Consider the following 14,238-nt stretch of genomic DNA (forward strand, 5'->3'; position numbering starts at 1 on the left):
GTGAACAAGCTCTTTTTCAAAGCCTCATTCACACATTATATACACATGTTTTCCAGTATTCAAGTACTATTTTCAAAATTTATAACTTATTTTTAACAGTACTTTTATTCTTTCTTCCTCACACGATAATTCACATATCTCTTTATCAGGTAGTACACGACACCCCATGTCGGTACTCCGATGAACAGCCCCACTACTCCAAATAATCCATTTCCAAGGAAGATTGCAAATACCACCCAGAAAGGTGAGAGTCCTGTAGACTCACCGAGTATCTTTGGTCCGATGATATTGCCGTCCACCTGCTGTAAGATAATGATAAACAGCAAAAATATCACACCCTTTGACGGGCTGTCGAGCATGATGAGTATGGTGCTTGGTATGGCTCCAATGTACGGTCCAAAGAACGGTATGACATTGGTCACTCCGACTATCACGCTCACGAGTGCCACATACGGCATGCGCAGTATCAGGCAGCACACGAAACAGATAGCTCCGATTATGAGTGAATCGATGATTTTGCCACTGATAAAGCCACCGAATATCTTGTCGCTCTCCTTTAAGATGCTTGAAAGCACCTGTATATGGCGCTCCGGCAGAAATGCACTCACGAGCTTTTTAGTCTGACGCTTGAAGGTATCCTTGCTAAGCAGGACATAGATGGCCACGATGAATGCAACGAGGCAGTTTACCGCTGTACCAAAGATTCCCATAATACTGTTTATCACAAAGGTAACCTGTCCAAGCATATTGTCCCTTACCCATTCGGTAAAATAGCTTATGCTGTTATTGTATAGCTCAGTGATTATTTCCTTTGCCTTGTCATTATTTTTAGCAAGCTCTGTGATTTTTTTCACAAGGTCCTGTATCTGATCTGGTAAAAGACTGACCGCGTTTGTGATGTTGCTTACAAGCTGTGGCACCACCATCATGATGAGCACTACTATAATGGCTACTATTATGACCAGACTTATAAGTATTGACAGACCTCTCATTGATGGTCTCTTTCCTCGCTTTTTTTCTATGGCTTTGCCGAGCGAATTGCTTAGCTTTCTGTCATAAAACTCTACCATCGGATTTACGAGATATGCCAGTACAATACCCATGATAATTGGCATAAGTATGTTTATTATTCTCACTATCTGTGCCATTATTGCATCAAATTTAAATAGCACAAACACTAGCAGGATTGCTCCTGCTAGTGCTAAAAACTGTGAAAACCCTTTGGCCCATGCGACCTTTATGGTGTGCTTCATCTTATTATTCTCTTCCATGCGCGATTCCTCCCCGTTTATTGTATGTCCGGAATGTAACAAGCTGATTACCGCTCCCAAATAATTCCTTCGTTGGTAAATATTGTGAGATTACAACAAACATTATATAGTCTTTAATCAATCCTGGCAACACTCTCGCCCTCTGTCAGCTCAAATGGTATTATCTCATGACTTTTATCCATTCTATCTATCAGAGCCTGCTTCTGTGAACGCTTAAGCTGTTTTATGTGATACTCCCTGCTCATTGCCTCCTCTTTTGTGGCAAAATGCTCGAAGTAGACCAGCTCCACAGGTCTGCGTGTCTTTGTATATTTGGCGCCTTTTCCGTCATTATGTGCTTTTATGCGCTTTTTGAGGTCATTTGTCCAGCCTGTGTAAAGTGTACCATCAGCACACCTTACAATATATGTATAATTTTCCACTTTTATTCCAATCCCTATTTCCTAAAAGAGTTTTACAGGCTCTTAAACCTACTCTGAAAGCTTAAGGCACTCCTCTCTGTCCATCACACTATAGCTGTTACGGTTTTCTGACTTTACGCTATAAAGCACCTCATCAGCTATATGTAAAAAATCCCACACTCTGTTTTCCTTATGCGGCACATCGCAGAACATTCCCTGGGATATTGTGACAATTGGCATAGCTTTTGAATATCTGTGCGCTATATTCAGATTCAGCACCTTCTGCCTCAGCTGCGCCGCATAGCTTTCTGCCTCCTCCTTTGATACCGCCTCATATATGATAACAAACTCATCTCCACCGTATCTGGAGCAGAAACCTCCATGTGCCATTGCCACTTCCCTGATACATTCAGCTATCTCAATAAGACATTTATCTCCTGCCTGATGTCCGTAATTGTCATTGTATTCCTTGAAATAATCAACATCCAGTATCTCAATTGCAAAATTATGTCCGGCTTCAAGTGCATTCATAAACATATCATCAGCCTGGACATTGAGCTTTCGTCTGTTTGCCATACCTGTAAGCGGATCTGTCTCCGACTGTACCAGAAGACGTTTATTTTCCTTTTCCATTTCTTTCTTGGCACGATTTACCTTCTCGAAGTTGTTTCGGAGTCCTATTACCTCTTTTATCACACCCTTTGACTCGGCTGCCTGTCTCTCCGACAGCTCATAGTACAAGCCGGCAGACTGCAGATACTCTGCATTCATATGATTTTTTCTGTAGTAACGGATTTTGAGTGACAGCAGTCTTACCTGCATGCCTGTGACCTTCATGTTGGTTAGCATTGGCTCCATAAGCTCAACAAGATGCCAGAACTCATCATTTTTATCGCTCTCAAACAATACATTCAGATAGACAAAAAAATCCTCCAGCAAATCCAGAAAAAGCATATCCGGACGGATTCCGCTGTCAATCTTATTGATGCATTCATCACGCTTATCATACTGACCGCTTCTATGCATATAAAAGGTTTTACTGATTAATATGCCAAGCCTGTCAATGGCATCCGCATACGGCAGATGCTCTTTTTCAACCTCAGACAGCATGGCATCTATGCCTGTAAAATCATTCTCAAGCACCTTGCAGTTTATCATATTTTCATATAAGGATATCATCTTGGTATGATACGCAGGGTCATCCGGTATGGACACTATGTATTCCATGGCTTTCTCAAAATATTCCATGGCTTCCCTGTATCTTCCGGCCTCTATGTTCAATGCTCCGCAGTTGACATTGATCATGCCCTGTTCTTCGAGTAAGCCGTATTTTTTACAATACATAAGGCCATCAAGATAATAATCATACGCCACAGGCATATTGCCTCTGCTAAAGGTAACAATGCCCAGTATGTTGTATGATCTAGCCAGAAGACACCACTCGCCGCTCCTCTCCAGATGCTTTATGGCTTTGACTATAACATCAAAAATATGTTCACAGTCATTCAGACAATACAGCGTTGAAGCAAGATAAAAATATCCAAACCCAAGAAGCTTTGAATCCGCTGTATTTTCGCCATATGCAATGAGCTCATTACAATACTTCATGGTGAGCTCGGCATTCTTTCTATATGTGTCAAGAATGCCCTGTGTCAACTGTTTTACTTTTTCATTGTATTCTTCAAATTCCACCATGCTCACCTCTCTGCCTGCTCATATCCGCATCTGCATATGGCGGATCATGTATGGCATATTCTATATTTTCTATTTATTTGTCTCCGAAATAGTCCATCGGATTGATTGGTTTTCCGTCCTGTTCCATTGCAAAATATATATTTGTACCCTCGACGGTGTAATATCTGGTTTCTTTTCCAACTGCCCCAAGCGTCTCGCCCGCTTCAAGCACATCTCCCTCATCACAGGTCAGATCCTTAAGCTGTCCGTACGTTGCCATGTAGCCATCTCCCAGATCCTGTACCACCGTGCATCCTGTCTCAGCACTGTCATATATATCTATGATTCTGCCCTCTGTGACAGAGCACACAGAATCCCCCTCATTGGCGCGGATTACCATGCCGCGATTGTACTGATACTGATCAAGTGTTGGAAAATATACTGTTTTTTCCATGGAAAACGGTAACAGCACATCTCCCTTTAAAGGCCAGTTTGTCACATTTTCCGGTGAAAAATGCAGTTCTTTTTCTGTCGGTTCCTGTTTTTGAGGCTGCTTAGCATCTGTGCTATCCTGCTTTGTTTCTGTCTCGGTATCCTTCTCTTCCCTCACGGGCTGTGGTGTCTTTTTCTCTGTGGGCTCCACTATGGACGAGGTCTGTGAGATTTCTGTCGGTTCTTCCTCGTTACTGAGATTGTGTGTTGAATATACCGCTGCAAATCCTATGGCTCCGGCCACGAGACATGCCGCTGCTGCTATTTGTTGTTTTTTCATAGGACATTTCCTCCATCATCTGATTTGTTCTGATGATAGTTTGTCCTGTCTGCGCATATTTATTCATACACTTTATTCTTTTTTGGCTGCTCCGATTATATTGGACAACTGTGCAAACTGTTCCAGGCTGAGTGCCTCACCACGCACGTTTACAGGAACACCGAGTGCTTCGATGCTCTGTTGTATCTGCTCCTTTGTCAGTCCCATGCCGCCGAAGTTGTTGAGTCCGTTGGCAAGTGTTTTTCTGCGCTGGTTGAAGGATGCCCTGATAATTTTGAACATGAGCTTTTCATCCTCCACCTCAACCACCGGCTTTTCATATCTCTTGAGCGATATAACGGAGCTACCTACCTTTGGCTGTGGCATGAAACAGCTTGGCGGCACATTCACCACTATTTCCGGGTGCGAATAATATTGTACTGCCAGCGAAAGTGCTCCATAATCTTTCTTGCCGGGACCTGCCTGCATGCGGTCTGCGACCTCCTTCTGCACCATGATTGTGATGCTGTCTATAGGCACATGGCTCTCAAACAGCCCCATAATAATTGGTGTCGTTATGTAATATGGCAGGTTTGCGACTACTTTTATCGGCTTACCATTATTATATTCCTCTGCAAGTACGTTTATGTCCACCTTTAATATGTCATCGTTTATTACCTTTACATTGTCGTACTCACTCAGCGTATCCTCAAGTATCGGTATCAGATTTGTATCTATCTCGACCGCAATTACCTGACGCGCCGACTCACACAGATACTGCGTCATCGTGCCTATTCCGGGACCTATCTCAAGTATCATGTCATCCTTTGTGATGCCGGCTGAGTCTATGATTTCTTCAAGTATGTTTGTATCTATGAGGAAGTTCTGACCGAATTTCTTTTGAAAATTGAAATTGTATTTCTGCAGAACCTCGATTGTGTTCTTAGGATTTCCCAAAAATGCCATTATATGCGCTCCTTGTGTCGTTTCGTCTGATGTGACAGTCCAACTGCTGTCAATATCTTTTATAATATCACAGAAAATGTCTTTATTTCAATTATATTCTTGAATTTTCGCGGTTTTCGCCCCTCACGCTGTGGCTCAATCCCGGAAATTGACACGTTTAAAGAGTTCAAATGCGTTTGCGCGCGTTACGCGCTCTACCTCATCCGGCGTAATACCCTTGATTTCCGCTATCTTTGATATGACATACGGAATGTTTGACGAGTCATTTCTGGTGCCCCGATGCGGCTCCGGCGCCATGTATGGACAGTCGGTTTCAAGGAGGATTCTATCCAGCGGAAGCTCTGATACAGTCTGTACGAGCTTCTTTGCATTTTTGAATGTGACAACTCCGCCAACTCCGATATAATAGCCCATTTTTATAAATTCCTGTGCCATCTCCGGCGAGTATGAGTAGCAGTGTATCACACCGCGGATGCCTTTCGCAGCTGCTTCCTTCATAATTTTCATTGTATCTTCGGCCGCATCGCGGGAATGTATTATTACAGGCAGTGAAGCTTCTGCCGCAAGCTCAAGCTGGCGCTTAAACCAGTAGCGCTGTTTTTCCTGTACATCGGCTTCCTTATCCCAATAATAGTCAAGTCCTATTTCGCCGACGGCCACCGTCTTTTCCCATAATGTCTGCTGCTTAAGCCATGCAAAGGTCTCATCGTTCAAGTCTGCTATGTCGCTTGGATGCACTCCGACCGCCGCATATATAAAATCATATTTTTCTGCAAGCTCCATCGTTGTTTTTGTGGAGCTTATTGATGCACCGACGTTTATTATCGGCGCCACCCCGCTGTCACAAACCCGCTGTATGGTCACATCGCGGTCTTCCTTAAATCTGTCATCGTCATAATGGGCGTGTGTTTCGAATATCATTTTTAATTACTTCTCCTGTACTTCTAATTATTATTTTTATTATTCCGCATGTAAACTGCTACATATACTATGTACAGTATACCATCACAGCCTGTGTTTCTTCCACTTATTTTTCAAATCCCTGTTGACATAAAAAACAATCTGTGATATGTTTACTACGACAGACATAGTATGACACTCGTAGTACGTCACGCGTAGTATCCAGTTCACGACAGAATATTTCGTGTAAACAGTAACATAAAATCCATCATATATAAAACCGGATTCACAGACAAGTAAATCATACTCCGGTCTGAAATATAATAAAAATGGATAACTATTCTCACGGTGGTTCTGAATAGTTACTAAAATATTAGAAACAGGAGGTGGAAAATGGTTAACATCAGCAGCGATGTCATCCGCGGATACAACGATACCATCATCCTCTATCTGCTTCTCGACAAACCATCCTACGGCTACGAGATTTCAAAGCAGATAAAGCAGATATCCGAAGAAAAATACGTCATTAAGGAAACAACCCTTTACTCTGCATTTACCCGTCTGGAGAAAAACGGATACATCACATCATTTTCTTCGAGCGACAACGCAAACGGCAAACGACGAACCTATTATCAGATTACCGGTTCCGGCAGAGAATATTACAGGATGAAATGCGAGGAATGGAAACTGACACTCGACGTGGTGAGCAAATTCATACGATTTTAAAAGGAGACATTTTATGGAAACAATAAAGAATTATCTGGAAAATATGTTTTCGCACCTCCCGAATACTCCCGAGGTACAGAAGGCAAAATATGAGCTCTATCAGATGATGGAGGATAAATACAATGAACTGATATCCGAGGGCAAATCCGACAACGAAGCCATCGGCATCGTCATATCAGAGTTTGGAAATCTTGACGAGCTTGCTGACTCTCTCGGCATCAAAAGCTTCGTGGACCCTCGCCAGGCAATGCCTGCTGCCAAAACACTCTCCCGCGAGACTGCGGTCAGCTTCCTCAAGGATTCAGCAAAACAGGCATATCTCACAGCGTTTGGAGTGCTGCTTTGTATTCTCGCAAGCCTTGGACCGATATTCAGCGAATGTATTCCGCGTTCACTCGCTTCACCGGACGCATCTGATGCCATCGGCGTCACCTTCCTGTTCCTGTGTATCGCTGTTGCAGTCGGTTTTTTCATCTTTTCAGGCTCAAGCTCATCAAAATGGAACTACCTGAAACAAGAGCCTTACTGCATAGATTTTGAGACAGCAAACTGGGTCAACGAGCGAAAGGAAAGCTACCGTGCCACACACGCAATACTTTTAACAGTGGGCATCATGCTCTGTATACTCTGTGCAGTGCCTGCAATCATCATCAGCTCACTAAACACCAAAAGCACCTTCGCAGATTCACTTTCCGGCGGACTCGTGCTCGTATTCATAGCAATCGGAGTGTTCATGATAGTGTTCACAAATATGACAAAATCAAGCTTTGACCAGCTTCTCTCATTAAACGGTGCTAAAACTGTAGGCGGTAATTTTGCCAATTCACACGATGGCAAGGTTCACTATGAAAATCCGGTTGTGGCTGCAATCATGTCAGTTTACTGGTCAACAGTCACATGCATCTATCTCTGCTGGAGCTTTCTTACATTTGACTGGCATATTACATGGATCATCTGGCCGATAGCTGCAATCATCCACTCTCTGGTTGAAAATCTGCTCAGCGATAAACATAGTAATTGATTTTAAAAGGAGATGCAAAATGAAAAAATCTATATATCTGACAACAATTACAATAATTACCGTAATCTGCATCATAGCCGGAAGTCTCTACCATATCGGAGGCTTGGCCCTTGGTCTGTTTGACAATCTTATTCCACACTCAGACAATTCTCCCAGAAATGTATGCACAAAGGAGCTTTCAGTCGATAAATTTTCAAACCTGATATTTGATGCAGCCGTACTGAATATCAACATAACAGCCGGTGACAACTACACGGTCTCATACAAATGCAACGAGCGACTTGTTCCAAAAATCAAGAGTTCCGGCGATACCCTCACGATATCACAGAGAGAAAGAACCAACTACAAAAGAAGCACAACGAGTGAAATCACTGTCACCATTCCTGAGGGCGCAGCATTGAACAAACTCTCATTTGATACCGGTGTAGGCGAAGTGAACATCGATGCTCTGACTGCAGCTGATGCTGAATTTGACACAGGCGTAGGCGATTTAAATGTCACTGACTGCAGCTTCGCCACATGTGATGTGGATGGCGGAACCGGCAACCTAAGCTTTGAAAACTGTGCCTTTGACAAGATGGATATCGACGGTGGTACAGGTAACATCACTGTGACATCCTCACAGTCACTTGACGGCTACATGATGGATTTGGACTCCGGAATCGGCAGTATCACAATCAATGGTAATGATTACGGCGATGAGTATGAAGTAAATGAAAAAGCCGAAAAGGTAAAACACCTGATTATCGACTCCGGTCTTGGAGATATTGAGTTGAAGTACTAGTACAGCGAATAATAAGTAATTGATACATTGACCGGTCTGCGATTCCGATAGCACATGCCAAAAAGCCTTGACGTAGCCCGCTACGCCAGCGTTTTTTGACATGCACTCTCGAAACCGCATCCTCGCTCAATGTATCAACAACTTAATTTTCGCTGTACTAGCACTTATCCGGCAACAAGACTATTTACAAGCTTCTGCATATCTGCCTCCCAGTTTCTTTCCCTGCTATAATAAACACAGCCATATATTTCCGGGTATTTGAGGTTCACGCTGGAGCAGAGAATTACAGGTATTGTGATTTTGTTCTTAATAACTCTGTCAATCAAAACATCTCCTGATTCCTCTTCTCTGCCACCCGGCTCGCTGGGATAATACATATCAGTAATTATCAGATCATACGGGGTATTACTATCCATTGAGTTTTTAATCTGTTTCCAGCCATCCGCGAGATTATTGGACCATTCGACATCTTTAATCCCGCATCCTGACAGGGCTTTGCAAATATCATTGTGTTTAAATGTATCATCTTCGATATTCAGTACTCTCATGTGAATCCTCCTGACTTTATCTGTTTAAGTATTCATTCCATTCTATAAAAAAGAGCAGTGCAATAATTTATGAATACACTGCTCTCAAAAGACTAATTAATAATTCTCTTTTCTTACTTCAAAATAAGCCTGTGGATGATTACATACCGGACAAACCTCTGGTGCCTCAAGTCCTACAACTACATGCCCACAGTTTCGGCATTCCCACATAGTTACTCCACTCTTTTTAAATACCTCCATTGCTTCTACATTCTTAAGCAATGCACGGTATCTCTCTTCATGAAGTTTTTCAATTGCTCCAACACCTCTAAACTGTGCTGCTAACTCAGTGAATCCTTCTTCCTCCGCATCCTTAGCCATTCTCTCGTACATGTCTGTCCACTCAGCATTCTCACCCTCAGCTGCATGTAAAAGATTTTCTGCTGTATCCCCCAGCTCTCCCAGCGCCTTAAACCAAAGCTTGGCATGCTCTTTCTCATTCTCAGCTGTCTGTAAGAATAATGCTGCAATCTGCTCATATCCGGCCTTCTTTGCTACAGAAGCAAAGTATGTATATTTATTTCTGGCCTGTGACTCTCCTGCAAATGCTTCCCAGAGATTCTTCTCTGTCTTTGTTCCTGCATATTTGCTCTTTGATGATACTGCATCCTCTTTCTTAAATGCCGATGCCGGCTGCTTACATACTGGACACTGCTCCGGTGGCTGCTCTCCTTCATGTACATATCCACATACACTACATACCCATTTACCCATTTCTTTATCTCCTTTTCTATTTAATATTTCGCTCTTGTCTTCATATGAAGTGTGTAACATTTTTTCAGCCAGCTCACTTAATGGCTCCCCATAAAATTCTTCATATACTCTTTTAATATCAGGATTCTCATGACTCTTTCTGATAATCATTGCCTCATCCTTCGTGTACAGGCTTTGAATCCTTGCTTTTCTGACTTCATCCTTGTCCTTCATAACATCCTTTGGCTGTCCACCGCCTCCGATACAGCCTCCCGGACACGTCATAACTTCAACAAAATGATACTGTTTATTTCCGTTCTTTATTTCTTCAATTACTTTTCCCGCATTAGCAGTTCCATAAATGACAGCTATACTTACATCCAGCTCTCCAATTTTTACAGTTGCCTCTCTAACACCATCATAACCTCTTACAGGTGTAAAATTCAAAAGCTGTTCTGGAGATTTCTCTTTTGTAATATATTCGTATGCTGTTCTCAGAGCCGCTTCCATAACACCACCGGTATTGCCGAAAATAACACCAGCTCCAGAAGCTTCGCCCATGAAATCATCATAATCACTATCTAAAAGACTGGCAAAATCAATATTTTCTTCCTTGGCCCATTTTGCCAGTTCTCTTGTAGTGATAACATAATCCATGTCACGCATGTCATCAATTCCAAGATATTTCGCTGCAGCGTTCATTTCATTTCTGCGAATTTCAAACTTCTTTGCCGTACATGGTGTAAGTGCCACATTAACAATATTCTCTGGATTAATTCCCTTCTTCTTAGCAAAAAATGTCTTAATTGTTGGTCCCTGCATTCCAATTGGACTTTTTGCTGTTGAGAGATTAGGAATCATCTCAGGATAGTATGTCTCTACATACTTTATCCAGGCTGGACAACAGCTGGTAAACTGTGGCAAAGGTGCGGTGTTCTTAGTAACTCGCTCTATTAACTCGCTTGCCTCCTCCACAATTGTCAAATCGGCTGCAAAGTTTGTATCAAGAACAAAATTAACTCCAAGCTTTCTGAGTAAAGCCACCATCTTACCCTGTACAAAGCTGCCATCTGGCATACCGAACTCTTCGCCAAGTGCTGCTCTTACTGAAGGAGATGTGCTGACTATTACAACCTTATCCGGGTCTTTGATTGCCTCTTTTACATAATTATATTCATATTTTTCCGTTATACTGTCTACCGGACACACATTGGCACACTGCCCACAATTGATGCATACTGCCTCCCCACAGGTCTGCTCTAATGTGTATGTTCCGTGCACACCAATCTGGCTGGTACATATATCCTTACACATACCACATTTTATGCACTTTTCTTCCATACGAATAATGCTGGGATTATCTTCCTCGATTGGGACACGAACGTTTAATGGTAAATGACTCAAGCTACTCTCCTCCTTTTGCTTATATATGTATAAACCTTAACCTAGATTTGTTTCAATATTATAGCATATATAGTACAAAAATTCTATAAGAAATTCAGAATGCTTTTTTATCGTTATAATGTCACCACATCAACAATTTGACCGCCAATTCACCATTCATAAAGAAGTTCAAATCCTAACAAAAAAAGCAAGAAAGGCGCACCACCAATCTCGATGATATGCCCTTATATAGCCATGCTAATCTTCTATCTTGCCTTTTCATTCTTCTGTACAGCGACTTCCTTCATCTCCGGCTTTATTTTTCCTTTGTTTTCCTTCATATAAATCTCAAATGCATCTGTCCTGCTGCTGTTCCTGCAACAGTGGTTCCAACTTTTGCTGCTACTTTTGCCCCTTCCTTTGCCGCTGCTTTGGCAGTCTCTTTGGATGCCTCCTTTGCAGCGGTCTTAGCAGTTTCTTTTTGCTTTCTTCTTGGTATGGATCACCATAGGCTTGTCATCGACCTTTTTGATTTTCAATTTTCTCACCTTCTTTCTACATCCATTACCCAAAAAAGGGTAAAAAAATAGCCATCCGGATGGTTAGTCCAAATGGCTTATGTAAATAATCTTTATTTTTTAGTATATTTTCAGATACTACTAACACATACAAAACAAGATGTCTCCTGTCTATCAACAAACCTGCAAACTGAAAGTTTCAAGTGCTCTAACTTTCTATAATTCGATACACCTTTTCAGACCAATCCCAAATATCTTTGCAATCATTAGCAACATAAATAATCCTATCTTTTAAATCGCAAGGTATATGTGATTCCAATTTCTCTTTTAATTTCATAGGAACTACAATTTTGTTGACCCAGTCTTTAAGTATTATTTCATCTTTTACTTTCATAGGAAGCACCCCATCACACACCGTATTGGGATGCTTTAATAATTGCTCATATTTGAAGTAAAATCTCACTCCAGGATTAAAATGCACACTCAAATCATCTTCATTTGGGAAACGCTCTAATGCTCGTTCCATAACCAATCTATCTCCTGCTTGGCAATTACCCCATGAAAACATTATGTATTCAAAATAATCAGCTGGGTCATTTGCTGCATTTCGATTTTCACTCATCAGTTCTTCAACAGGTACTTTCCTTGCATTTAGTGCAGATAACAGTTTTCCACATTCAAATATTTTAATGGCATTCTCAACAGAAGTCGTATGACATACATAATCTGTAACACATCCTTTTCTATAAGGACATGCTGTACATTCTGTCAACAACTTCGGTCGAGGTGTGCTTAAATACATCTCTTTATGCGCGATACCTTCGTTAACTAACTTTAATACATTACTATCTTCACATTCAATTACACATTCCCTGCCATATCTGTTTTCATACTCTATAAATTCAATAATAGTTCTAATCTCCCAATCTGTTATCTGTGGATAATTAGAAAGTTTCTTATGGAACACACCATCCCATACTTCAGTGAATTCAAAATCGCCTATTTTTATCAGCATATTATCACCACCAAATTCAAATCTTCTGTTGCTTTCAATCTCTCCGCAAGACTGAAATTTGTTGTTGCCTTTGTAACGATAAAATATCAATTTTCCTATTTCTTTTTCCACTGATAGAACTCTTTTAAGTCAGCTTTTACCTCTTCATCTAAAATTGTTTTCTTAATGCCTCGGATAGCTCCTTCTAATGCCATAAGTCGATTTATACAAGCCGACTCATCTATTTCCTGTATCTTCAGCCACGCTGTCTTCGCACCTACAGTTCTTAATTCATCAGGTGTATTAATGCCAACCTTTATAAGTTGTTCCTCAACTGTTTTTCCAATATTAGGTAACTTTGACAATTCGCCCATACCATCCTCCATAAACATCTAGTTGCTCAATTGATACAATTTTCTCTACATTATCTGTACTTTCTGTAATAGTAATAACAATCGCTTTCCATATTGGGCTGTTTATGGCTAATCGGATATCTCTTTTCAAACAATTCAAACCCGGCTCTTTCTGCCACTCTGCATGATGCTTCGTTTGCCTCATCAATTGTAAGAATCAAATATTTCAAATCCGATACTTTCATACACCATTCAAAAAGAGCCAAAAGTGCCTCTGTTGCATATCCATTTCCCTGATATTCTTCATCTAAGAAATATGCCATTTCTACTTCGTTAACAGTATCCTCAAATCCCATGCCTACTGTTCCAATGCATTTATCTTCACCTTTGACCGTAATGGCATATCTTTTACATTCATACACATCTGTAGAATCCTTCTGTGACTGATGCCAGTCCACATACCCATCAAAAGACTCTGGATTAGGACTATTCTCTGACCAATCACGCATAAAGCGCACCACATTTTTTTGCCAAACAATTTTAAATAACTGTTCTTGATCTTTTCTTTCCAAATCTCTAATAACTAATCTTTCTGTTTCAATTCTCACAGTTCTTCTCTCCTATTCATTCAATGTTGCATACACATAAGTATCTTTCCAAATTGGGTTTCCGTTCTCGTCCTTATAGAAGTAAATGTTTTTATGAAAAAATGCCTCTCGTTCCATACCTACTTTTTCAAGCAGTTTCCATGAACAGATATTTCGTGGATCACATTCTGCATATATTCTATGTATGCCATTATTAAAGCATTTTCTTATTACTGCAGATAAAGCTTCACTTGCATATCCATGGCACTGATAATTCTTATTTATGATATATCCAACTTCCCTGGACTCAAAATCTCTTTTCCCACAATATATATTTCCAATAACTTTGCAATTTTCTTTTAGTTCTATTGCGTAGAATTCATCTGATTGCACTCTATATGACAGATGTTCCTTTCCATTTTCATAAGTTATTCCTGGATATCCTTCAAATTCATCGTTCTCAAGTTGAACGAGATATTCAAACAAATCATCGTAATCGGAATTTTCAAACATTCTTAATCCTGAATTATTCACGGAATAACAGCATCAGCAGCTGAATTCCGCGCAGTTACTGTATTTTAATTGAATATTGCTTTTCACCTATTTAGTGAATAGAAAAAGACCACTAT

Annotated in this window: 15 protein-coding genes; 3 read left to right on the forward strand and 12 right to left on the reverse strand. The window is 40.9% G+C overall.

Translation table 11 applies throughout. The features are described 5' to 3' along the window. Positions 1–104: 104 nt before the first annotated feature. The 6 genes from ACTQ1L_RS12070 to ACTQ1L_RS12095 all read right to left on the reverse strand — a co-directional run bounded on the left by ACTQ1L_RS12070 (position 105) and on the right by ACTQ1L_RS12095 (position 5,984). Positions 105–1,271: an AI-2E family transporter gene (locus ACTQ1L_RS12070; RefSeq protein ID WP_441367390.1), complete on the reverse strand. Its 1,167-nt coding sequence runs from the start codon at positions 1,269–1,271 to the stop codon at positions 105–107. 113 nt (positions 1,272–1,384) lie between these two features. Next, positions 1,385–1,693 (reverse strand): GIY-YIG nuclease family protein, encoded by a 309-nt coding sequence (locus tag ACTQ1L_RS12075; RefSeq protein ID WP_321110404.1) that lies wholly within the window; start codon positions 1,691–1,693, stop codon positions 1,385–1,387. Positions 1,694–1,741: 48 nt separating this feature from the next. After that, positions 1,742–3,367 carry a diguanylate cyclase domain-containing protein gene (locus ACTQ1L_RS12080; protein ID WP_441367392.1) on the reverse strand — a complete coding sequence of 542 codons (1,626 nt, stop codon included), beginning with the start codon at positions 3,365–3,367 and terminating at the stop codon, positions 1,742–1,744. Between the two features lie 73 nt (positions 3,368–3,440). Next, positions 3,441–4,118, reverse strand: a complete 678-nt coding sequence (locus tag ACTQ1L_RS12085; protein WP_441367394.1) for a peptidoglycan DD-metalloendopeptidase family protein — start codon at positions 4,116–4,118, stop codon at positions 3,441–3,443. Between the two features lie 72 nt (positions 4,119–4,190). Then, entirely contained in the window at positions 4,191–5,063 is an 873-nt protein-coding gene (gene rsmA / locus ACTQ1L_RS12090) for a 16S rRNA (adenine(1518)-N(6)/adenine(1519)-N(6))-dimethyltransferase RsmA (protein ID WP_321110407.1), read from the reverse strand. A 135-nt stretch (positions 5,064–5,198) separates the two neighbouring features. After that, on the reverse strand, positions 5,199–5,984 hold the full coding sequence (locus tag ACTQ1L_RS12095) for a TatD family hydrolase (protein ID WP_321110408.1): 786 nt from the start codon (positions 5,982–5,984) through the stop codon (positions 5,199–5,201). 372 nt (positions 5,985–6,356) lie between these two features. Here ACTQ1L_RS12095 and ACTQ1L_RS12100 point away from each other — a divergent pair, with 372 nt between their 5' ends. Genes ACTQ1L_RS12100 through ACTQ1L_RS12110 form a run of 3 tightly spaced genes read left to right on the forward strand, consistent with a single transcriptional unit; the run spans position 6,357 to position 8,494 of the window. Continuing rightward, positions 6,357–6,689, forward strand: coding sequence for a PadR family transcriptional regulator (locus ACTQ1L_RS12100; RefSeq protein ID WP_441367395.1), 333 nt, complete (start codon positions 6,357–6,359; stop codon positions 6,687–6,689). A gap of 13 nt (positions 6,690–6,702) precedes the next feature. After that, positions 6,703–7,710 carry a permease prefix domain 1-containing protein gene (locus ACTQ1L_RS12105; protein WP_441367396.1) on the forward strand — a complete coding sequence of 336 codons (1,008 nt, stop codon included), beginning with the start codon at positions 6,703–6,705 and terminating at the stop codon, positions 7,708–7,710. Positions 7,711–7,729: 19 nt separating this feature from the next. After that, entirely contained in the window at positions 7,730–8,494 is a 765-nt protein-coding gene (locus ACTQ1L_RS12110) for a DUF4097 family beta strand repeat-containing protein (protein ID WP_441367398.1), read from the forward strand. Between the two features lie 164 nt (positions 8,495–8,658). Here ACTQ1L_RS12110 and ACTQ1L_RS12115 read toward each other — a convergent pair whose 3' ends face one another. The 6 genes from ACTQ1L_RS12115 to ACTQ1L_RS12140 form a co-directional block, all read right to left on the reverse strand. After that, a complete protein-coding gene (locus tag ACTQ1L_RS12115) occupies positions 8,659–9,042 on the reverse strand; it encodes a response regulator (RefSeq protein WP_321110412.1) in 384 nt (127 codons plus the stop codon). Between the two features lie 96 nt (positions 9,043–9,138). After that, complete coding sequence (gene rbr / locus ACTQ1L_RS12120) at positions 9,139–11,178, reverse strand: rubrerythrin (protein WP_441367400.1); 2,040 nt, start codon at positions 11,176–11,178, stop codon at positions 9,139–9,141. A gap of 705 nt (positions 11,179–11,883) precedes the next feature. Further along, positions 11,884–12,801: a hypothetical protein gene (locus ACTQ1L_RS12125; RefSeq protein WP_441367402.1), complete on the reverse strand. Its 918-nt coding sequence runs from the start codon at positions 12,799–12,801 to the stop codon at positions 11,884–11,886. After that, a complete protein-coding gene (locus tag ACTQ1L_RS12130; RefSeq protein ID WP_441367403.1) occupies positions 12,786–13,043 on the reverse strand; it encodes a TfoX/Sxy family protein in 258 nt (85 codons plus the stop codon). The genes ACTQ1L_RS12125 and ACTQ1L_RS12130 overlap by 16 nt, the downstream gene beginning before the upstream one ends. A gap of 50 nt (positions 13,044–13,093) precedes the next feature. Further along, positions 13,094–13,630, reverse strand: coding sequence for a GNAT family N-acetyltransferase (locus ACTQ1L_RS12135; protein ID WP_441367405.1), 537 nt, complete (start codon positions 13,628–13,630; stop codon positions 13,094–13,096). Positions 13,631–13,642: 12 nt separating this feature from the next. Beyond that, positions 13,643–14,143 (reverse strand): GNAT family N-acetyltransferase, encoded by a 501-nt coding sequence (locus tag ACTQ1L_RS12140; RefSeq protein ID WP_441367406.1) that lies wholly within the window; start codon positions 14,141–14,143, stop codon positions 13,643–13,645. Positions 14,144–14,238: the final 95 nt, after the last annotated feature.

The sequence above is a fragment of the Agathobacter sp. LCP21S3_B2 genome (assembly GCF_052118705.1).
GTDB lineage: Bacteria > Bacillota > Clostridia > Lachnospirales > Lachnospiraceae > Roseburia.

What these genes read in the sequence shown, in the direction of transcription:
- ACTQ1L_RS12070 (WP_441367390.1), bottom strand. Translation starts at nt 1,271, where the DNA reads ATGGAAGAGAATAATAAGATGAAGCACACCATAAAGGTCGCATGGGCC.
- ACTQ1L_RS12105 (WP_441367396.1), top strand. Translation starts at nt 6,703, where the DNA reads ATGGAAACAATAAAGAATTATCTGGAAAATATGTTTTCGCACCTCCCG.
- ACTQ1L_RS12130 (WP_441367403.1), bottom strand. Translation starts at nt 13,043, where the DNA reads ATGGGCGAATTGTCAAAGTTACCTAATATTGGAAAAACAGTTGAGGAA.
- ACTQ1L_RS12080 (WP_441367392.1), bottom strand. Translation starts at nt 3,367, where the DNA reads ATGGTGGAATTTGAAGAATACAATGAAAAAGTAAAACAGTTGACACAG.
- ACTQ1L_RS12095 (WP_321110408.1), bottom strand. Translation starts at nt 5,984, where the DNA reads ATGATATTCGAAACACACGCCCATTATGACGATGACAGATTTAAGGAA.
- rsmA (WP_321110407.1), bottom strand. Translation starts at nt 5,063, where the DNA reads ATGGCATTTTTGGGAAATCCTAAGAACACAATCGAGGTTCTGCAGAAA.
- ACTQ1L_RS12115 (WP_321110412.1), bottom strand. Translation starts at nt 9,042, where the DNA reads ATGAGAGTACTGAATATCGAAGATGATACATTTAAACACAATGATATT.
- ACTQ1L_RS12110 (WP_441367398.1), top strand. Translation starts at nt 7,730, where the DNA reads ATGAAAAAATCTATATATCTGACAACAATTACAATAATTACCGTAATC.
- ACTQ1L_RS12100 (WP_441367395.1), top strand. Translation starts at nt 6,357, where the DNA reads ATGGTTAACATCAGCAGCGATGTCATCCGCGGATACAACGATACCATC.
- ACTQ1L_RS12085 (WP_441367394.1), bottom strand. Translation starts at nt 4,118, where the DNA reads ATGAAAAAACAACAAATAGCAGCAGCGGCATGTCTCGTGGCCGGAGCC.